We start from the raw sequence: 19,042 nt of genomic DNA on the forward strand, positions 1-19,042 counted from the left end.
CGTCGCGCGCTCGGCCGGCGACCGGTCAGCCGCGATGCGCTCCCCCGATCCGCGGGTTGACCGGCGCCCAGGTGCGGTTGAGGGCCGCGGCGTCGGGCGGCGGCGCCGGCGGCAACGCGCCGGCGGGCGCTGGAGGCAGCATGCCCGGTAGGACGGCGTTGCCGGACGGTGCGGGCGGCGCGCCACGGCCGGGCGGGGCCGGCAGAGCGGGGCCACCGGGCGGGGCCGGCAGAGCGGGGCCACCGGGCGGAGCCGGCAGAGCGGGGCCACCGGGCGAAGCCGGCACCGCGACACCGCCGCCCGGCAGAGCCGGCAGAGCGGGGCCGCCGGGCGAAGCCGGCACCGCGACACCGCCGCTCGGCGGTGGCGGCACAGCCGCGACGCCCGTCGGTGGTGGCAACAGCACACCACCACCCGGCGGTGTCGGCACGACGCCGTCCGGCGCGACGGGCTCGGGTGCGGCGTGTGCGCCGCGACGGGCCGGGGGCTCGGCAGGTGCGCCGTGCGCTCCGCGCGGGGCAGGCTCGGCGGGTGCCGCGTGCACTCGGGGTTGAGCGGGTACGGGGGTGTCCGGCTCGTCGGCCGGCCGGGCCGCGTGGGCCCCGCCGCGACTGCGCCCCTCCCGCCGGTCGGCCGCCGGCGGCTCGTCCGCCATGGCCGCCGCGGTCGGCACCCGTACGACCGCGCGTACCGGCTGGTTGGCACCGTCGCGACTGACGTCGGGGGCAGGAAAGTCCTCTTTGGGCAGGCGCGTGAGGTTCTCGCCGGGCACCGCCGCGGCCGCTTCCAGCGAGGGCAGTCCGTCGATGCGGCGCTGTACGCCGCCGAGCTGCTCGGAGAGCGCGTCCCGGTGAGCGCCGAGCGCGTCGACCAGCCAACGGGCCGAGGCGATCACCTGACCGCTGACGGCCGCCGCGCGTTCGATCACCCGACGGGCGGTCTCGCGCGCCTCGCTGACGTGCCGTTCGGCCCACTTCTCGATGGCCGCGCGGCGTTCGGCCACCGCGGCCTCCTCGGCGGCCCGCCGGTGCGCCAGCATGGCCTCGAGCGCCGACGTGGCCTGCTCCGCCTGCTGGCGGGCGTCCCGCAGATAGGCCTCGGCCTCCTCGCGCATCGCCCGGGTCTCGGTCTCCGTGCGGGTCCGCAGGTCGTCCGCCTCCGTGGTGGCGATCTCGATGATCTGCCGCAGCCGGGCACCGACCACGGCAGACTCCGGCTTGTTGGGGTCGCACGTGCACATCGCGCTCGCCTTGCCCAACTCGTCGACGCGGGTGGCGAGGACCTGCTGGCTGCGGCGCGTGGTCGTCAGCTCCGAGGTCAGCTCCTCGATGCGCCGCTGGGTGCGGGTCACGTACTTGTTGACCTGCCGCCGGTCGTACCCGCGCAGCGCTCCGTCGAATGTGGTGTATGTCTGCAGGTCGGCCTCGTCGCCCGTGGAGTGGGCGTGATCGCCGCTGGTCTCCGGTGCGGCTGCCGGGACGGCAGCCCGCGCGGGTGAGTGGTCCATCAACGCTCCTTCATTGCCGGTACGGGGTGGGATACGTCTGCGGGAAACGGTCCGGCGCAGCCTGCCGCGCGTCGGCCACCGACCCCGACGCGACCAGCGGCCGCAGGTCCTCGCGCGCGGTCGATTCAGCTGGCGAACCAGCTCGCTTCGTGGTCAGAGAGCGCTCACCCATGGGGAGGTACCCCTTCCCGCGCCCGTGGACTGCCGCACCTGGGCGCCGGCGACATATCGCCGGTTCGCCCGCAACGCCCAGAACGGTAGGAGCGGGGCGGGTTCGTCTTCATCACCCTGGCGGGGTGAACCTCCCCCGGCGCCGGGTCCAGCCGGCCGCCGTCATCGACGGCGACCGTCAGGCCATCGCGGCGGCGGCGGGCACGCCGTCATCGACGGCCGTGATTCCTACCGTCAGGCCATCGCGGTGTACGCGAGCACGCCGTGGTTGACGGCGACCATCGCCTGCCTCGCGGTCTTGCGGATCTCCGCCGAGGCGCCGGCGGCCTCGGCGACCTGGCCGAGCAGGTCGACCACCTGACGGGCCCACCGCACGAAGTCGCCGGCCGGCATGTCGCCCTCGATGCCGTGGACGCTGGCGAGCACCTTCGACAGCGGCTCGCCGCGCGCCCACCGGTACATCGGCCAGACGAAGCCGAGGTCGGGCTCGCGGGTGAGCTGCAGCCCGAGGGCGGACTCGGCGGCCTCCAGCTCCGCCCACAGCTTCAGCGTGTCGTCGACCGCCTCGGCCAGTGCGCCGCGGGGCACCGAGGCCCGGTCCTCGGTCTCCCGACGGGACTCGTACAGCACCACCGAGACCGCCGCGGCCAGCTCGGCCGGGTCCAGTCGCGCCCACACGCCCTGGCGCAGGCACTCCGCGACGAGCAGGTCGGCCTCGGTCCAGATCCGCGCCAGCATGCGACCGTTCGGGCTCACCTCGCCGCCCGGCACCAGGTAGCCGCGCTCGGTGAGCACGGTGCAGACGCGGTCGAAGGTACGGGTCAGCGAACCGGTACGGCTGCTCACCTTGTCCTGCAGCGCCTCGTTCTCCCGCGCCAGCCGCCAGCGGCGCTCCGCCCAGCGGGCGTGCTCCTCCCGCTCCGGGCAGGCATGGCAGGGGTGGTGGCGCATCCGGTCCCGCAGCCGGGCCAGTTCCGCGTCGTCGCCGACCTGGCTCCGCGACCGGCGGGACCGGCGGTGGCCGTCGAACTCGCCGGCCTCCGAGCGCAGCAGCGAGGCGAGGTCACGCCGCGCCTGCGGGGAGCGGTGGTTGAAGTGCTTGGGTACACGTACCCGGGTCAGCGGCTCGACCGGCTCGCCGAAGTCACCCGAGGAGATCCGGCCCGCCCAGCGGTCCTCGGTGAGCACGAGCGGCCGCGGTTCGCCGAACCCGGCGCTGCCGTTGTCGAGGACGACCGCGAGGCCGGCGCGACGGCCGTGCGGTACCCGGATCACGTCGCCGATGCGCAGCCGCTCGATCGACTCGACCGCGGCGGCGCGCTTCTGTGCCTTGCCCTGGCGGGCCAGCTGGCGCTCACGGTCGGCGATCGCCACCCGCAACGCGAAGTACTCGTCGAAGTTGCCCAGGTGGCAGGCCATCTCCTCGAGGTACGTGTGCATCGCCTCGGTGTTGCGCTGCACCTGGCGGGCGAAGCCCACCACCGACCGGTCGGCCTGGAACTGGGCGAACGACGACTCCAGCAGCTCGTGGGCGGCCGTCATGCCGACGCTGCCCACGAGGTTGACGGCCATGTTGTACGAGGGCCGGAAGCTGGACTTGAGCGGGTAGGTACGGGTGGAGGCCAGCCCGGCCACGTGTCGGGGATCGACCTCGGGCGCCCACACCACCACGGCGTGCCCCTCGACGTCGATGCCGCGCCGGCCGGCCCGGCCGGTCAGCTGGGTGTACTCCCCCGGTGTCAGGTCGACGTGCGCCTCGCCGTTGTACTTGACCAGCCGTTCGAGCACCACGCAGCGGGCCGGCATGTTGATGCCGAGGGCCAGGGTCTCGGTGGCGAAGACGGCCTTGACCAGGCCGCGTACGAACAGCTCCTCGACGACCTCCTTGAACGCCGGGAGCATGCCGGCGTGGTGGGCGGCCAGCCCGCGCTCCAGCCCGTCGAGCCACTCCCAGTACCCGAGCACCTGGAGGTCCTCGCTGGGGATGTGCCTGGTGCGCTCCTCGACCAGCTGGCGGATCTCGATGCGCTCGTCCGGCCCGGTCAGCCGCAGCCCCGCCTGCAGGCACTGCTGCACCGCGGCGGCGCAGCCGGCCCGGCTGAAGATGAACTGGATCGCCGGCAGCAGGCCTTCCCGGTCGAGGCGGTCGATGATGTCCGCACGGGCCGGCGGCAGCCAGCGACGGCCGCGACCGGGTCGGCCCCGGCCGTCGTACTCGCCCAGCCGGCGCACCATCTCCCGGGAGTAGCGCAACAGCTCCGGGTGCACCTCGTGCTTCTCGGCCGCCTCCGGGTCGTGGAAGAGGTCGAACATCCGCTTGCCGACGAGCATGTGCTGCCACAGCGGGACCGGCCGGTGCTCGCTGACCACCACGTCGGTGTGGCCGCGCACCGTGACCAGCCAGTCGGCGAACTCCTCCGCGTTGGAGACGGTGGCCGACAGCGAGACCAGGGTGACCGACTCGGGCAGGTGGATGATCACCTCTTCCCAGACCGGGCCACGGAACCGGTCGGCGAGGTAGTGCACCTCGTCCATCACCACGTACGCCAGGCCGTGCAGCGCGCCGGAGCCGGCGTACAGCATGTTGCGCAGCACCTCGGTCGTCATCACGATGACCGGGGCGTCCCCGTTGATCGCGTTGTCACCGGTGAGCAGGCCGACCTGCTCCTCGCCGTAGCGCTCCACCAGGTCGTGGTACTTCTGGTTGGACAGCGCCTTGATCGGCGTCGTGTAGAAGCACTTGCGAATCAGCCCACGGCCGTCCCCACCGGGTTCGGTGGGCGGTTCGGTGGGCAGGATCGCGGTGCCCACAGCCGCCGCGCCCACCGTGTTGCCGCGCAGGGCGAGGTGGACGGCGAACTCGCCGACGACGGTCTTGCCGGCGCCCGTCGGCGCGCACACCAGGACGCCGCTGCCGCGCTCCAGCGCCTCGCACGCCTCGCGCTGGAAGTCGTCCAGCGCGAACCCGAGGCCCTCGGCGAACTCGTGGAGTGCCGGGAAGCGGGCCACCTCGGCGGCCCGCCGCCGGGCTGCGGCATAGCGCTCGGCGGGGCTGGTGGTCATAACCTAAGGCTAGGGGACGAAGATGACGGGCTGTCGGGCGGAGGCGATGGTTCACTGAAGCGGGTCCCCGCCGGGTCGGTATGGTGCACGGCGTGCCGGACCGTCCCGAAGCGCCTCAGGATCATCCCGAGTCGCACTCCGATCACGCGCTCCCGCCTGGCCCCGGCCGGCTCCGCGCCGACCCGCTCCAGGCCGTGCTGTTCGACTTCCACGGCACCCTCGCGCAGGTCGAGGACCCGGTGGCGTGGGTGGTCCAGGCCGCCCGTGCCTGCGGCGTCGACCTCGAGCGGCCACGCGCGACCGTCCTCGCGGACCGGCTCGTCACCGCCGGCCGGGCCGGTGGTCCGCCGCCGTACCGGGTGCCGCCGCAGCTGGCGGAGGTGTACGCCGACCGCGACCTGTACGAGCACGCGCACCGGGCGGCCTACACCGGCCTCGCCGCCACCGTGGACTGCGGCATCGAGGGCCTCGCCGAGGCGCTGTACGAGCGGCTGCTCGACCCCGTCGGGTGGGTCGCCTACACCGACACGGTGCCGACCCTCAAGACGCTGCGGGCCGCGGGGTTCCCGGTGGCGGTGGTCAGCAACATCGGCTTCGACATCCGGCCGATCTGCGAGCGGCTCGGCTTCGCCGACCTCGTCGACGCGTTCGTCCTCTCCTACGAGATCGGGTACTGCAAGCCCGACCCGGCCATCTTCCAGCGCGCCTGCGGCCTGCTGCGCGCCGACCCGGAGCTCACGCTGATGGTGGGCGACACCCCGGCCGACGCCGGGGCGGTGCGGGCCGGCTGCCGGGCGCTGATCATCCCGGCCGCCCCGCCGGGCGCGGCGGGCGGCGCCGCCGCGGTGCTCGACCTCGCCGGCATCTGATCCTCTGATCTCCCCGTTGCCGATCTCCAAGATCGGCAACGAACCCCTACCCGAGCAGGGTCAGCGCGCCCGGTACGGAGTCGATCGTGACCGGGAGCGGGAAGGCCCGCTCGCCGTCGGCGTATCCGACGATCCCCTCGCCCTCCAGCTCGACCGTGCGGGCCCGGAACGTGGTCACCATCGGGTGCCCGACGTGGGTGCCGGCGTAGACCCTCGGCTTGATCCGCATCAGCGTCAGCCGGCCGACCGCGCCCGCCACGACCACGTCCAGCAGCCCGTCGGTCGGGTCCGCGGCGGGACAGATCCGCATGCCGCCGCCGTAGCTGGCGGTGTTGCCCACCGCCACCAGGACGGCGTCGACGGTGTGCGCCACCCCGTCCAGGCGCAGGGTGTACCGGCGGGGCCGCAGCCGGGCCAGCTCACCCACGATGGCCACGTCGTACCGGCGGGGGCCGCGCGGGAAGCGCATCGCGTTGGCCCGCTCGTTGACGATCGCGTCGAACCCGGCCGCCAGCACCGCCCCGTACCAGCGGGTCCGGCCGTCGGCGGCGCGCATGTGGGCCAGGTCGACGGTGCGGGTACGGCCGGCGGCGAACGCGTCGGCGACCGCCTCGGCCGCGTCGAGGGGCCGTACCGGCAGCCCGACCTCGGCGGCGAAGTCGTTGCCGGTACCGGCCGCGACGATGCCCAGTGGTACCGGCGTACCGGCCACCGCCTGCAGCGCGGTGTGCACCGTGCCGTCGCCGCCGACCGCCACCAGCGCGGCGGCGCCGCCCGCGACCGCCTCCCGGCAGGCGCCCTCGGCGGCCACCGCGTCCGGGGCCTCCAGCAGCCGCACCCGTGCGCCACCGGCGGCCAGCCGCGCCATGACGTCCGGTAGCAGCCGGCCGAGGCGTCCACGGCCGGCTGCCGGGTTGGCCAGCACGGCGAGTTCGCCGGTACGGCCGGGGTCGTTCACGTCACGGACGGGCGCTGGGCTGTCGGTCATGGCCGGCAGCGTACGGCGGCGTCCCCGCCTAGGTGAAGTCGTCGTACCGGGTGTCGAGCGGTTTCGGCCGGGAGACCGGCGTGGGCGCGTCGATCGGGGACGCTCCGGCGACCGGCTCACCGCGCTCGACCGGCTCCAGGTCCTGCTCCAGCGGCGAGATCTCGTCGTCGCCGACGTTGCCGAACTCCACCACGCGGCGGCGGTTGCGGCGGGCGTCGTTGGCGAAGGCGAACCCGACCGCGGCGAAGTACAGCGCCGTGAGCACCAGCGCCAGTGCCGTCATCCCGAACGGGTCGGGCGTGGGCGTGGCGATCGCGGAGAACGCGAAGAACAGGAACACCGCGATTCGCCACCAGCTCAGCAGCCGCTTGGCGCTGGCCAGGCCGGTGACGTTGAACAACACCACGACCAGCGGGAACTCCAGCGCCGCCCCGAACAGGAGCATCAGGTTGGTGACGAAGTCGACGTACCTGGTGATCTCAAGGGTGGTGGTGACGTTCGCCGGTGTGAACTGGAGCAGGAACTCCAGACCCGTCGCCACGATGTAGTAGGCGAGCACGGCGCCGCCGGCGAACAGCGGCGCGGCCAGACCCACGAACACGTACGCCCAGCGGCGCTCGTTGCGGTGCAGGCCGGGGGCGATGAACGCCCAGAGCTGGTAGAGCCAGATCGGAGCCGCCACGATCAGCCCCACCCACAGCGCGATCTTCATCTGGAGGACGAAGACGTCGGTCGGGCCGAGTTGCACGAACGGACACTGCGGTACCGGCTTGCCCGGGTGGTCGCGGATGAAGCTACGCGCCATCAGCTCGCAGTACGGCTCCTGGATGGTGCGCAGGGCCCAGCCGGCGAGCAGGAACCAGCCGACGGCGAACCCGGCGAGCACGCCGAGCGACGCCTTGAACAGCCGGCCGCGCAGCTCCTGCAGGTGCTCCATGAGCGTCATGGAGCCGTCGGCGGCCCGGCCGAACTGGGCCTTGCTTCGACGTCGGAGGGTGATCGCCACGACGTACGGGTTACTTGTCGCGAACCCGCTCGACCGGGTCCACGTGGCTCGGCCGGTCGTCGTCCGACTGGGTCAGGGGCTGGCGGCCGCTCTGCGCCTCGGACTTCGCGTTGACGTCGTCGTCTGCCAGGCCCTTGGTCTCGGCCTTGAGGATGCGCAGCGAACGGCCGAGCCCGCGGGCGGCGTCAGGCAGGCGCTTCGCCCCGAAGAGCAGAATCAGGACCACCACCAGAATGGCGATGTGCCACGGTCGTAGTGCACCCATTGGAAAGCCACCTCGCAGTTGTCGTCACCGTCGCGCTCATCGTACGTGCGTTTGCGCGCTCACCCCAGGCCGGTTCCCGGAGGCCGGCGATGAAGTTTCGATCAAGAAGCCCGCATCGTCAAGCGGTGGGCGGTGTGTTCACCGGCCCGTCGACTGCCGATCCTTCCGCGCTCCGGCTGCCTTGTCCTGGACGGCCGCCAGGTCGCGCTGCATCTGCTCCGCGCGCTGCTGCAGGGCGGTCACCGCCGGCACCAGCCGCTGCGCCTCGGCCACCCGCAGGCCCAGCCGACGCACCGCGATCCCCGCCTCACCGAGCCGGCGCACCAGCGGGACGGCCGTCACCGCCAGGGCGAGCAGCGGGCCGGCCACGAGGATGACGACGAGAAACCAGATCACGTGCCGACTCTAGTACGTCGATGGGCCGGATCGCACGGCACGCGCGCCGGTCAGCACCCGACCGGCTCCTCGTACCCTGCCAGCGCGGTACGGGCCTCGGCGCCGACGGTCTCGATCAGCTCCGGCGGCCCGACCACCGTGACGTCGGGGCCCAGTCCGAGCACCAGCCGGCGGGCCCACCCCAGGTCCGAGGCGCGCAGCGAGACCAACCAGTGCTCACCGGGCTCGTCACGGACCTCCTCACACGGGTAGTACTCCGTGATCCACCGCGCGCCGCGGCTGACCCGCAGCGTGATCAGCGGCTGGTCGGGCGTGGCGTGGAAGACCCCGTCGCGCACGTCGGTCGGGCGCGCCCGCGATGGCGGCGCCGCCACCTCGGCCAGCTCGGCGAAGGCGTCGATGCGGTCCACCCGGAACAGCCGTACCGCCTCGGCCCGGCGGCACCACGCCTCCAGGTAGGCCCGGTCGCCCACGACGAGTACCCGCATCGGGTCGACGACCCGGTCGGTGGTCACGTCCCGCGCGGCCGTGTAGTACGTGATACGCAGCGCGCACCGACGCTCGACCGCGCCGCGCAGCGCGCCGAGCCGGTCAGGGTCGCCCGGCAGCCGCACCGTGACCGGCGGGCCGGCCTCGTCCCCGGCCGCGCTCTCGATCTTGGCAAGGGCCCGCTCGATGGCGTCCCGGTGCCCCACCCCGGGCGTCTCGGCGAGCAGCCGCAGGGCCACCACCAGGGCGAGCGCCTCGTCGCGGGTCAGCCGCAGCGGCCGGTCGATGCCGGCGTCGTAGGTGATCGTGACCCGGTCCCCGTCGAGCGCCATGTCGATGAGGTCACCCGGCCCGTACCCAGGCAGGCCACACACCCAGAGCAGCTCGAGATCGTCGCGGAGCTGGCGCTCGGTGACCCCGAGGTCGCCGGCCGCCTCGGCGACCGCGATGCCGGGCCGGGACAGCAGGTACGGCACCAGGTTGAGCAGCCGGGACAGCCGGTCCGCCGACCCGCTCACGACGCCTCGCTCCGCTCGGCGCCGCGAGCGCCGACACTGAGCCTCCGGATGACCTCGCTCCGCTCGGCCACAGACGCCTCGCTCCGCCCGGTCATGCCCTCACCTCCTGCTGCGCCACCGGGTGCACCGCGGCGATCTCGTGCAGCCGTTTCACCACGAAGTCGCGCACCTCCGGCGGGTCCAGCACCACGACGTCCGCACCGTAGCCGACCAGCCACGCGGCCAGCCCCTCGGCGTCGGCGTACTTGAGCACCACCCGGTCACCGTCCTCGCCCGGGACCACCTGTTCGGCGTACCGGCGGATGCCGGCGCCCCGCCCCTCGGCGACCAGCACGGTCGCCCGGCAGGTGCGCTCCCGGGGGCCGGACCAGCGCGCCACGTAGCTGATCAGGTCGACGTCGGGCGGCTCGTACGCAGCGGGCGCGCCGACGCGCCGCACGTCGCCGACCACCCGGGAGAGCCGGAAGCAGCGGGGCGCGTCCCGCCCCAGGTCGTGCCCGACCACGTACCACCGGCCACGCCAGCACACCACCCCCCACGGCTGGAGCCGCCGGGTGGTGGGCTGGTCGTCCGACGGCGTCCGGTAGTCGAAGGTGACCGCCTGCCGGTCGCGCACCGCGCCGGTCAGCGGCTCGAACGCCGGGTCCACCCGGACCACCGGCTCTACGCCGAGGGTGGCCTGCCGGTCGACGTCGATTCCGGCGGCACGAAGCTTGGCCAGCGCGGACGACGCGGCGGCGGCGAGGCCGGCGTGCTGCCAGGTGCGCGCCGCGATACCCACGGCGGCCGCCTCGTCGGGTTCGAGGTGGATGTCGGGCAGGGCGTACTCACCCGGGGCGATGCGGTAGCCCGGTTCGGTGTCGAAGACGCTGGCGGTGCCCGTCTCCAGCGGTACCCCGAGATCACGCAGCTCGGCCTTGTCCCGCTCGAACTTGCGCTGGAACGCCTCGTGATCGCGCGGATCGTCCGGATCGTGCTCGTAGCCGGGCACGGTCGCGGCGATCTGCGCCGCGGTCAGGAAGCGGCGGGTGGACAGCAGGCAGATGACCAGGTTGACGAGGCGTTCGGTGCGGCTGCGCGACACGCTAGCGACGCTAGCAGCGTCAGCGGCTCAATGCCGGTCCCCTTCGGGTCGAATCCGAACATCAGTGCGAGCAACCGGTGCGTTAGCGTGGCACGGTGATCCGATGGCGGCGTGGCACCGTGACCGGGCTGCGTCGACGCTGGCGGGGGGCGGTCGAGCTCGACGTGGCGGTGGAGCCGCGCCGACCCGGCGACCCGGCGGGGGTACGGGCACTGGCCTACCCGGTGCTGGTCGGCGAGCCGGAGGTCGGCGACCGCGTCCTGCTCAACCTCAACGCGCTCGCGCTGGGCCTCGGTACCGGTGGGTACGCCCTGGTCGTCGCGCTGCCCGACCGGCTGCCCGCGGACGCCGACCGGCCCGGGCACGTCGTGAAGGCCCGCTACACGCCGCTGCAGGCGGTCGTACTGGCCGCGGACGAGGACGACTCGCCGCACCGCGCCGTCCTCGCGTCGGCGGACTCGGTCGACGGGATGCCGGTGGTGATCGCCGACCTGCACTCCGCGCTGCCCGCCGTGATCGCCGGCGTGCACGCCGACCGGCCGGACGCGCGCATCGGGTACGTCATGACCGACGGCGGCGCGCTGCCCGCCTGGTTCTCCCGCACCCTGGACGCCCTCGCCGACCGGCTCGCCGGCGTGGTCACGGCCGGGCAGGCCTTCGGCGGCGATCTGGAGGCGAGCAACGTGCACACCGGCCTGCTCGCGGCCCGCCACGTCCTGCGCGCCGACGTCGCGGTCGTCGCGCAGGGCCCGGGCAACCTCGGTACCGGCACCCCCTGGGGCTTCTCCGGCGTCGCCGTGGGCGAGGCGGTCAACGCCGTGGCCGCGCTGTCGGGCCGGCCGGTCGGATCGCTGCGGATCTCCGCCGCGGACCCTCGCGCCCGCCACTACGGGGTGTCGCACCACAGCCTGACCGCGTACGGCCGGGTCGCCCTGGCACCGGCCGACCTGGTGGTACCGGCCGGCGTCGACCCCGCCCTCGGCGTCGACACGGCCCTCGAACCGCTGCGGCACCGCCATCGGGTGGTGACGGTGCCGCTGGACGGGCTCGACGATGCGCTGCGGGCCCTGCCGGTGAAGCTGTCGACGATGGGCCGCGACCTGGACGCCGACCACACGTACTTCCTCGCCGCCGCCGCGGCCGGTCGGCACGCCGCGTCGCTGCTCCGAGCGGCCGGGCCCAGTACCTGAACCGACCGGCCAGCTGCGGTGGCCGCACCGACATGCGGGCGAGCGCGGACGCGGCGACCTGTGACCGGGTGACACCGCTTGACCTGGTGACACGGCTGCTGGTGTGCCGCGCCGCCGTCGCGCGCTACTTGGGCGCCACCGTCTCCCGGCGCGCCGGGTCACGGTACGCGCGGCCGGCGACGGTCAGGAACGCGAGCCCCCCACCGACCGCCGACACCGTCATCGCCAGCGCCATCGGGGTCGCGCTGCCCGCACCGGCCAGGCCGACCAGCGGCGCGATGATCGCGCCGCACAGCGACTGCCCGGCACCCAGCAGGGCCGAGGCCGCACCGGCCCGCTCGGGGTGGAGGTCGAGCGCCAGCGCGGTGGTGTTGGGGAACACCAGGCCGAAGACGGACATGAACACGAACAGCGGTACCGCCGCGGCAGCCAGCTGGTGCCAGCGCGTCACCAGCAGGAACGCGACCGCGGCGCCGACCAGGACGGCCAACCCGATCGCGAGCAGGCGGCGGGGCGGCACCCGGCGCACCAGCCGGCCGTTGAGCTGGCCGACGAACACGAACCCGAGCGCGTTCAGCCCGAACAACAGGCCGTAGAGCTGCGGTGAGGCGCCGTAGACCCGCTGTAGCGCGTACGACGAGCCGGCGATGTACGCGAACAGCCCGGCGCCGCCCAGGCCCAGCGCGAGCACGTACCCGACGTACCCGCGGTCGCGCAGCAGCGCCCGCATGCCGCGCAGCGTCTGCGCCAGCCCACCGGCGTACCGGCGCTCCGGCGGCAGCGTCTCCGGCAGCCCGACGACGGCGGCGGCGAGGACCAGCGCGCCGATCGCGGCGAGGATGACGAAGATCCCCCGCCAGCCCGTGACCCGCAGGGCCAGTCCGCCCAGGCTCGGCGCGACGACCGGCGCGACACCGAAGATCAGCATGAGGCGTGAGAAGTACGCCGCCGCGGCGGCGCCGCTGTACAGGTCGCGTACCACGGCGCGGACGATCACGAGGGCCGCGCCGCCGGCCACGCCCTGGCCCAGCCGGGCCGCGGTCAGCGCGCCGACCGACGGGGCCACGGCGCACAGCAGCGAGGTCACCGCGTACAGGCCGAGGCCGGCCAGGACCGGGCGGCGCCGGCCCCACCGGTCGCTCAGCGGGCCGATCAGGAGCTGGCCGACCGCCAGCCCGACCAGGCAGGCGGTGAGGGTGAGCTGGACCCCGGACGGACCGGCGTGGAACTCGTCTCCGATGTGGGGCAACGCCGGCAGGTACATGTCCATCGAGAACGGCCCGATGCCGGTCACGGTCCCGAGGAGGACCAGCAGCACCCCCGGCCGCCGTACCCGCGTCTGCGTCGTCTCCGTCGTCATGGGGCCCGGGCCCGCTCAGGCCTTGCCGAGGGCGGCCAGCGCGAGCGCCCGCAGCGCCCCGCTGTGGTCGCCGCGCGGGTCGGCCGGCCGGACCAGGTAGACCAGCACCAGGCTGCGCCCCCGCCGGGCCAGCAACGTCTGCGCCCCGTCGCTGGTCGCCGCGTCCCCGACGCCCGTGACCGGTTTCGCCGCGACCTGTCCGGCGCCGGTACCGGCGTACATCCGCTCGGCCTGTGCGGTGTTGGGGAACGTCATCGTCATGACGTACACCTGGTCGCCGCCGGCGCCCGAGAACGGGCACAGCTGGACGGTGGCATCCAGCCCCTGCCCGCGTGCCGCCTGGGCGTAGACCCGGACGGCCGCCGCGGCGTCACCGCCGGCCGCGGTCACCGGGAAGCCGGCCGCCTTCGACGCCTGCGCCGCGGTGACGGCGCCGTGACAGCCGTCGGTGGTAGGCGCCGGGCCCGGCGTCAGCACCGCCACCGGGTCGGGCGGCTCCGCGGCCGCGCTGAAGGCCGGGCGTGCCGTGGCGTCGCCGGGCGCGCCCGCCTCGCAGGAGACGAAGCCGACCAGCGCGAGCAGCGCGAGGGCCCCGCCGCCGAGACCGAGGCGGACCCGCTGGGAGCGGGTGGCGGTCAGCGCCCGGGCCCGCGCGAGCACCCGGTCGACCGGATCGGCAGCCTCGTTCGCCACCCGCGACTCGGCCACCGCAGGCGGCACCGGAGGTGGCTGCGACGCCTGCGGGGACACGGAGGACGCGTGCGCGGACGCCGGCGGCGCGGGCGTCAGCTCGGCGGCTGGTTCGTCGGGTGCCATCGCGCCGCCGAGCCTACCGGCCGGTCACATGCTGGCGATCAGGCGGTCGACCCGTTCGTCGTAGGCCCGGAACGGGTCCTTGCAGAGCACCGTTCGTTGTGCCTGGTCATTGAGCTTGAGGTGTACCCAGTCGACGGTGAAGTCGCGGCGCCGCTCCTGCGCGTGCCGGATGAACTCACCGCGCAGCCTGGCCCGCGTGGTCTGCGGCGGGGTCTCCTTGGCCTGGAAGATCTCCACGTCCGTAGCCACCCGGTCGACCGCACCCCGCTTCTCCAACAGGGCGTACAGCCCACGACCGCGACGCAGGTCGTGGTACGCGAGGTCCATCTGGGCCACCCGGGGGTGCGACAGCGGCAGGTCGTGCTTGCGCTGGTACCCCTCGATCATCCGCAGCTTGGTCACCCAGTCGATCTCGCGGTCCACGCCGGACAGGTCACCGCTCTCGACCGCCTGCAGCACCCGGCCCCACAGGTCCACCACCCGCTTGGTGGCGGCGTCCGAGCCGCGCCGCTCGACGAACTCGGTCGCCCGCGCGAAGTACTCCTGCTGGATGTCGAGCGCGCTGCACTCCTTGCCGTTGGCGAGCCGTACCTTGCGCCGCCCGGTGATGTCGTGGCTGACCTCCCGGATAGCCCGGATCGGGTTCTCCAGGGTGAGGTCGCGTACCGGCACGCCGGCCTCGATCATCCGCAGCACGATGTCGGCGCTGCCCACCTTGAGCAGCGTCGTCACCTCGTTCATGTTCGAGTCACCCACGATGACGTGCAGCCGCCGGTACCGCTCGGCGTCCGCGTGCGGCTCGTCCCGGGTGTTGATGATCGGCCGGCTCCGGGTGGTCGCCGACGAGACGCCCTCCCAGATGTGCTCGGCGCGTTGGGACAGGCAGTACACGGCTCCCCGCGGCGTCTGCAGCACCTTGCCGGCGCCGCAGATGAGCTGACGGGTGACCAGGAAGGGAATCAGTACGTCGGCCAGCCGCCCGAACTCCCCGTGCCGGCTGACGAGAAAGTTCTCGTGGCAGCCGTACGAGTTGCCGGCCGAGTCGGTGTTGTTCTTGAAGAGGTAGATCTCCCCCGCGATGCCCTCGTCGTGCAGGCGCTTCTCCGCGTCGACGAGCAGCCCCTCGAGGATGCGCTCGCCGGCACGGTCGTGCATGACAAGGTCGGGAACTGAGTCGCACTCCGGAGTCGCGTACTCCGGATGCGAGCCGACGTCCAGGTAAAGCCGCGCGCCGTTGCGCAGGAACACGTTGCTGGAACGTCCCCACGACACGACCCGACGGAAAAGGTAACGCGCCACCTCGTCCGGGGACAGCCGCCGCTGCCCGCGGTAGGTACAGGTGACCCCGTACTCGGTCTCCAGTCCGAAGATGCGCCGGTCCATGGAAAGACATTAGCCGCCGAGGGCGCGTTCATGCCGTAGCGAGGCGGGTCGGATCAAGGCCGATTTTTCTCATCTCGTCGCCGGCGGGTTGCGACGCGGCGTCCGGGACGCGTGTCGGCTTTGCTACCGTCGCGGAGAGCGTGATCCGATAGACTCCCGGCCTCGTGGGGATCCTCGTGACCGGCTGTGCCGGCGACGCCGGTTCCGCCGCCGTCACCGGCGGCGCCGGGATCATCGGCTGGAAAGCACGAGCCGGACGGTGACGCGCTGGTTGGTGACCGGTGCGGCGGGCATGCTCGGCCGGGACGTCGTCGAGGTGCTCGGCCGCCACGGCCTGCCCGTCACCGCCCTCACCCACGCCGACCTGGACCTGTGCGACGCGGCGGCGGTCGCAGCCGCGGTACCCGGTCACGACGTCGTGGTCAACGCGGCCGCCTGGACGGACGTGGACGGCGCCGAGACCGCGTACGAGCGGGCGCTCGCCGTCAACGGCACCGCGGTCGGCGTCCTCGCCGCGGCCAGCCGGGCCGCCGGCGCGCGGCTGCTGCACCTGTCCACCGACTACGTCTTCCGCGGTGACGCGGTCCGGCCGTACCCCGAGGACGCCCCGGCCGATCCGGTCAACGCGTACGGGCGGAGCAAGCTCGCCGGCGAGCAGGCTGCGCTGGCCGAGGGCGCCCTGGTCGTGCGCACCGGGTGGATGTACGGCGCGCACGGGACCAACTTCGTGGCCACGATGCTTCGCCTGGCCGCCGACCGCGACCACGTCGACGTGGTCAACGATCAGTGGGGCCAGCCGACCTGGTCGTACGCCCTCGCCGAGCGCCTGGTGGAGATCGGCTCGGCCGACGACGTACCGGCCGGGGTCTACCACGGCACCGCGGCCGGCGAGACCACCTGGTACGAGCTGGCGCGCGCCGTCTTCGCCGGGGCCGGGCTGGATCCCGCCCGGGTCCGCCCGACGACGAGCGAGAAGTTCGTACGCCGGGCGCGCCGGCCGGCGTACAGCGTGCTCGGGCACGACCGCTGGGCGGTCGCCGGCCTGCCGCCGCTGCCGCACTGGCGGGACATGCTCGAGGTCGCCCTGCCACACCTGCTCGCCGCCCGCCGCTGACCGCCGCTGACCGCCGCTGACCGCGGGCCCGGCCGCTCAGGCCTTCCGGTCGACCTCGGGGTGGCCCAGCGCCGCGTGCACCAGGTCCAGCGCCTGGGCCGGGCTCAGGCCCAGGTGCCGGGTCTGTTCGGCGTACCGGGCCGCGAGCCGCTCGGCCTCGGCGGGCACGCCGCTGGCCCGGTGGGTGACGAACGTGCCGTGCCGGCCCCGGGTCTGGACCAGCCCGGCCGCCTCCAGTTCGCGGTAGGCCCTGGCCACGGTGTTGACCGCGAGACCGAGATCACCGGCGAGCTGACGGACCGTGGGCAGCCGGGTACCCGCCGCCAGCTGGCCCTCCCCGGCAAGCGCCGCGATGCGGGCGCGCACCTGCTCGTACGGAGGAACCGGCGACGCCGGATCGACCTCGATCATCATCGGCCTCCCCCTCCCGCGCGGCAACCGGTCCGGCCGCCCGTGATTTGTGTTAACGCTTGTCTTAATGTAGCAATACACGTTGTCGGTGTCGTGGATACCGCTACCCTGGCCGTGCGCCGGGCACGGACGACCGACGGACCACGCACGGATCGCCGACGGACGGCGCACGGATGACCGACGGGAGGCCGAGGATGACCGCGGACCGGGAGGCGGTTCTGCCACGGGTGAGCGCCGTCGTCCTCGCCTGGAAGGCCGAGCCGTGGCTGCGCCGCTGCGTGGAGGCCCTGCTCGCCTCCGAGAAGGTGGCCTGCGACGTGGTGCTGGTCGACAACGGGTGTACCACCGACGACGTCGAGGTCCTCGAGCGGCTGCCCGGCGTGAGCGTGGTGCGCCCCGGGGAGAACCTGGGCTTCGCGGGCGGCTGCAACGCCGGCGCCTCGGTCGCGACGGGCGAGTACCTCGCGCTGGTCAACGGCGATGCGGTCGTCGAGCCGACCACCCTGGCCCGGCTGGCCGCCGAGGCCGCCCGCCCGGAGATCGGCATCGCGGGCGGCAGTGTCCGGCTGCCCGACGACCCCCGGCTCATCAACTCCGCCGGCAACCCGGTCCACATCCTCGGCCTGACCTGGGCCGGACGGATGGGCGAGCCGGAGGAGGGCACCGAACCGGTCGACGTCGCCGTCGCCAGCGGCGCCTGCCTGCTGATGCGGCGGGCGCTGTGGGAGGAGCTCGGCGGCTTCGACCCGGAGTACTTCGCCTACCACGAGGACACCGAGCTGTCGATGCGGGTGTGGCGGCGCGGCCGGCGGGTGGTGTACGTCCCCGACGCGGTGGCGGTGCACCGGTACGAGTTCTCCCGCAACGAGTTCAAGTTCTACCTCATCGAGCGCAACCGGCTGATGTTCCTGGCCACGCTGTGGGGCTGGCGTGCCCTGCTGCTGCTCGCGCCCGCCCTGCTCGGCCTGGAGCTCGCCATGGTGGCCCTGGCGGCCAGGCAGGGGTGGCTGGGGGCCAAGCTGCGGAGCTGGCGGTGGCTGCTCGGGCGCGCCGGCCACATCCGGCGCCGCCGGCGGCTGCTGCAGGGCGAGCGTACGCTCACCGACCGGCAGTGGATGGGCCTGCTGACCGACCAGGTGTCCACCAGCGCGATCGACCTGCCGGCCGTGGTCGGACCGCTGAACGCGGTCATGCGCGCGTACTGGCGGCTCGTGCGTCCGCTGGTGTGACCACCGGCCTATCATGAGCCGGCGTACGGCTGAGGGGTGAGCGTGTGATCCGGAGCAATGCGGACGTGTGGGTCGTCATCCCCGTGTACAACGAGGAGAAGGTGATCGCCGGCGTCGTGGAGCAGGTGCTCACGACGTTCCCCAACGTCGTGTGCGTCGACGACGGCAGCACCGACGCCTCCGCGCAGGAGATCCTCGGTACCCGGGCCCACCTGGTCCGCCACCCGATCAACATGGGGCAGGGCGCGGCGCTGCAGACCGGGGTGAGCTACGCGCTCGCCCGTACCGGCGGCCGGTACTTCGTCACCTTCGACGCCGACGGGCAGCACCGCGTCGAGGACGTCGTCGGGATGCTGGAGCTGGCCCGGTCGGGCGAGGCCGACGTCGTGCTCGGCTCCCGCTTCCTCCAGAACGCGGCGTCCGTCCCGTGGATCAAGCGGGTGGTGCTGCGCACCGTCGTCGCCCTCAGCCCCACCGCGCGCCGCCTGAAGCTCACCGACGCGCACAACGGGCTGCGGGTGTTCGGCCGCGGGGCGGCCGAGCGGCTGCGCATCACGCACAACGGAATGGCCCACGCCTCCGAGATCGCCTCGGTCCTCGCCCGCTCCGACTGGCGCGTCGTGGAGTACCCGGTGACGATCCTCTACACCGACTACTCACGGGCCAAGGGCCAGTCCCTGATCAACGGCGTCAACATCCTGTTCGACGTCTCGATGTCACGGCGCGGGAAGTGACGACATGAAGCTCATGATCTTTCAGGCCGTCCTGCTGACGGCGGTCGTCGGCTTCCTCATCATGTTCGTACGGGGCCAGCACGGGGTACGCATGCAGGCCGGCAAGCGCCTGGCGTTCATCGCGTTCCTTCTGCTCAACGCCGTCGCGGTGGTGTACCCCGAGGCCACCACCTGGGTGGCACACCTCTTCGGCGTCGGCCGCGGCGCGGACCTGCTGCTGTACGCGTTGATCGTGACGTTCGTGTTCGCGGTCATCAACTTCTACCTGCGGCTACGCGAGAGCGAGCAGCGGGTCACCGAGCTGGCGCGGGCGGTCGCGATCCGCGACGCCGAGGTACTCAACCGCGACCGCGGGCTGCTGCCGCCGCGCCCGCCGGTCGCGGCGGACCCGCCGGCCTGACCCCTACCGGGCCTGACCCGCCGCTCGCGGCGGGTCAGGCGCCGGGTTG

At 73.7% G+C, this 19,042-nt stretch carries 18 protein-coding genes; 6 read left to right on the plus strand and 12 right to left on the minus strand.

The annotated features are described in order from the left end of the window. Positions 1 to 25: 25 nt before the first annotated feature. The gene (locus tag Pme01_RS10245; protein WP_168114470.1) at positions 26 to 1,507 is read right to left on the minus strand and encodes a hypothetical protein; all 1,482 of its coding nucleotides are present in this window, start codon (positions 1,505 to 1,507) and stop codon (positions 26 to 28) included. Positions 1,508 to 1,912: 405 nt separating this feature from the next. Next, a complete protein-coding gene (locus Pme01_RS10250) occupies positions 1,913 to 4,741 on the minus strand; it encodes a DEAD/DEAH box helicase (protein ID WP_168114471.1) in 2,829 nt (942 codons plus the stop codon). 92 nt (positions 4,742 to 4,833) lie between these two features. Between Pme01_RS10250 and Pme01_RS10255 the strand changes: the two genes are divergently transcribed. After that, on the plus strand, positions 4,834 to 5,610 hold the full coding sequence (locus Pme01_RS10255; protein WP_239088127.1) for an HAD family hydrolase: 777 nt from the start codon (positions 4,834 to 4,836) through the stop codon (positions 5,608 to 5,610). A gap of 46 nt (positions 5,611 to 5,656) precedes the next feature. On the opposite strand, the gene Pme01_RS10260 is transcribed toward Pme01_RS10255, so the two are convergent. From Pme01_RS10260 to Pme01_RS10285, 6 genes are all read right to left on the minus strand, one after another. Then, entirely contained in the window at positions 5,657 to 6,598 is a 942-nt protein-coding gene (locus tag Pme01_RS10260; RefSeq protein ID WP_168114473.1) for a diacylglycerol kinase, read from the minus strand. A gap of 28 nt (positions 6,599 to 6,626) precedes the next feature. After that, positions 6,627 to 7,604 carry a twin-arginine translocase subunit TatC gene (tatC, locus tag Pme01_RS10265; protein WP_168114474.1) on the minus strand — a complete coding sequence of 326 codons (978 nt, stop codon included), beginning with the start codon at positions 7,602 to 7,604 and terminating at the stop codon, positions 6,627 to 6,629. A 10-nt stretch (positions 7,605 to 7,614) separates the two neighbouring features. Next, on the minus strand, positions 7,615 to 7,869 hold the full coding sequence (gene tatA / locus Pme01_RS10270; RefSeq protein WP_168114475.1) for a Sec-independent protein translocase subunit TatA: 255 nt from the start codon (positions 7,867 to 7,869) through the stop codon (positions 7,615 to 7,617). 138 nt (positions 7,870 to 8,007) lie between these two features. Continuing rightward, positions 8,008 to 8,265, minus strand: a complete 258-nt coding sequence (locus tag Pme01_RS10275) for a hypothetical protein (protein WP_168114476.1) — start codon at positions 8,263 to 8,265, stop codon at positions 8,008 to 8,010. Positions 8,266 to 8,315: 50 nt separating this feature from the next. After that, a complete protein-coding gene (locus Pme01_RS10280) occupies positions 8,316 to 9,272 on the minus strand; it encodes a helix-turn-helix transcriptional regulator (RefSeq protein WP_168114477.1) in 957 nt (318 codons plus the stop codon). 91 nt (positions 9,273 to 9,363) lie between these two features. Beyond that, positions 9,364 to 10,356 carry a helix-turn-helix transcriptional regulator gene (locus tag Pme01_RS10285; RefSeq protein WP_168114478.1) on the minus strand — a complete coding sequence of 331 codons (993 nt, stop codon included), beginning with the start codon at positions 10,354 to 10,356 and terminating at the stop codon, positions 9,364 to 9,366. A 95-nt stretch (positions 10,357 to 10,451) separates the two neighbouring features. Here Pme01_RS10285 and Pme01_RS10290 point away from each other — a divergent pair, with 95 nt between their 5' ends. After that, a complete protein-coding gene (locus Pme01_RS10290) occupies positions 10,452 to 11,546 on the plus strand; it encodes a DUF3866 family protein (protein ID WP_168114479.1) in 1,095 nt (364 codons plus the stop codon). A 124-nt stretch (positions 11,547 to 11,670) separates the two neighbouring features. On the opposite strand, the gene Pme01_RS10295 is transcribed toward Pme01_RS10290, so the two are convergent. From Pme01_RS10295 to pafA, 3 genes are read right to left on the minus strand one after another with little or no spacing between them, the layout of a single operon-like run. Continuing rightward, the gene (locus tag Pme01_RS10295) at positions 11,671 to 12,906 is read right to left on the minus strand and encodes a multidrug effflux MFS transporter (RefSeq protein WP_168114480.1); all 1,236 of its coding nucleotides are present in this window, start codon (positions 12,904 to 12,906) and stop codon (positions 11,671 to 11,673) included. 15 nt (positions 12,907 to 12,921) lie between these two features. Beyond that, positions 12,922 to 13,722: a hypothetical protein gene (locus Pme01_RS10300; protein WP_168114481.1), complete on the minus strand. Its 801-nt coding sequence runs from the start codon at positions 13,720 to 13,722 to the stop codon at positions 12,922 to 12,924. A gap of 24 nt (positions 13,723 to 13,746) precedes the next feature. After that, entirely contained in the window at positions 13,747 to 15,105 is a 1,359-nt protein-coding gene (gene pafA, locus Pme01_RS10305) for a Pup--protein ligase (RefSeq protein ID WP_168114482.1), read from the minus strand. A 259-nt stretch (positions 15,106 to 15,364) separates the two neighbouring features. Between pafA and rfbD the strand changes: the two genes are divergently transcribed. Next, positions 15,365 to 16,219 (plus strand): dTDP-4-dehydrorhamnose reductase, encoded by an 855-nt coding sequence (gene rfbD, locus Pme01_RS10310; RefSeq protein WP_168114483.1) that lies wholly within the window; start codon positions 15,365 to 15,367, stop codon positions 16,217 to 16,219. A 36-nt stretch (positions 16,220 to 16,255) separates the two neighbouring features. On the opposite strand, the gene Pme01_RS10315 is transcribed toward rfbD, so the two are convergent. Continuing rightward, positions 16,256 to 16,633, minus strand: coding sequence for a GntR family transcriptional regulator (locus tag Pme01_RS10315; RefSeq protein ID WP_168114484.1), 378 nt, complete (start codon positions 16,631 to 16,633; stop codon positions 16,256 to 16,258). A 191-nt stretch (positions 16,634 to 16,824) separates the two neighbouring features. On the opposite strand from Pme01_RS10315, the gene Pme01_RS10320 reads away from it, so the two are divergent. Genes Pme01_RS10320 through Pme01_RS10330 form a run of 3 tightly spaced genes read left to right on the plus strand, consistent with a single transcriptional unit; the run spans position 16,825 to position 18,993 of the window. Further along, entirely contained in the window at positions 16,825 to 17,859 is a 1,035-nt protein-coding gene (locus Pme01_RS10320) for a glycosyltransferase family 2 protein (RefSeq protein WP_168114485.1), read from the plus strand. 44 nt (positions 17,860 to 17,903) lie between these two features. Further along, positions 17,904 to 18,593: a glycosyltransferase family 2 protein gene (locus Pme01_RS10325; RefSeq protein ID WP_168114486.1), complete on the plus strand. Its 690-nt coding sequence runs from the start codon at positions 17,904 to 17,906 to the stop codon at positions 18,591 to 18,593. A 4-nt stretch (positions 18,594 to 18,597) separates the two neighbouring features. Continuing rightward, positions 18,598 to 18,993, plus strand: a complete 396-nt coding sequence (locus Pme01_RS10330; RefSeq protein WP_168114487.1) for a DUF2304 domain-containing protein — start codon at positions 18,598 to 18,600, stop codon at positions 18,991 to 18,993. Positions 18,994 to 19,042: the final 49 nt, after the last annotated feature.

It is taken from the genome of Planosporangium mesophilum, from assembly GCF_016863255.1.
Taxonomy (GTDB): domain Bacteria; phylum Actinomycetota; class Actinomycetes; order Mycobacteriales; family Micromonosporaceae; genus Planosporangium; species Planosporangium mesophilum.

Bases quoted from the DNA above. Each gene is read 5' to 3' on its own strand.
- Pme01_RS10245 (WP_168114470.1), bottom strand. From the start codon at position 1,507: ATGGACCACTCACCCGCGCGGGCTGCCGTCCCGGCAGCCGCACCGGAG.
- Pme01_RS10250 (WP_168114471.1), bottom strand. From the start codon at position 4,741: ATGACCACCAGCCCCGCCGAGCGCTATGCCGCAGCCCGGCGGCGGGCC.
- Pme01_RS10260 (WP_168114473.1), bottom strand. From the start codon at position 6,598: ATGACCGACAGCCCAGCGCCCGTCCGTGACGTGAACGACCCCGGCCGT.
- tatA (WP_168114475.1), bottom strand. From the start codon at position 7,869: ATGGGTGCACTACGACCGTGGCACATCGCCATTCTGGTGGTGGTCCTG.
- Pme01_RS10295 (WP_168114480.1), bottom strand. From the start codon at position 12,906: ATGACGACGGAGACGACGCAGACGCGGGTACGGCGGCCGGGGGTGCTG.
- Pme01_RS10300 (WP_168114481.1), bottom strand. From the start codon at position 13,722: ATGGCACCCGACGAACCAGCCGCCGAGCTGACGCCCGCGCCGCCGGCG.
- pafA (WP_168114482.1), bottom strand. From the start codon at position 15,105: ATGGACCGGCGCATCTTCGGACTGGAGACCGAGTACGGGGTCACCTGT.
- Pme01_RS10315 (WP_168114484.1), bottom strand. From the start codon at position 16,633: ATGATGATCGAGGTCGATCCGGCGTCGCCGGTTCCTCCGTACGAGCAG.
- Pme01_RS10320 (WP_168114485.1), top strand. From the start codon at position 16,825: ATGACCGCGGACCGGGAGGCGGTTCTGCCACGGGTGAGCGCCGTCGTC.
- Pme01_RS10330 (WP_168114487.1), top strand. From the start codon at position 18,598: ATGAAGCTCATGATCTTTCAGGCCGTCCTGCTGACGGCGGTCGTCGGC.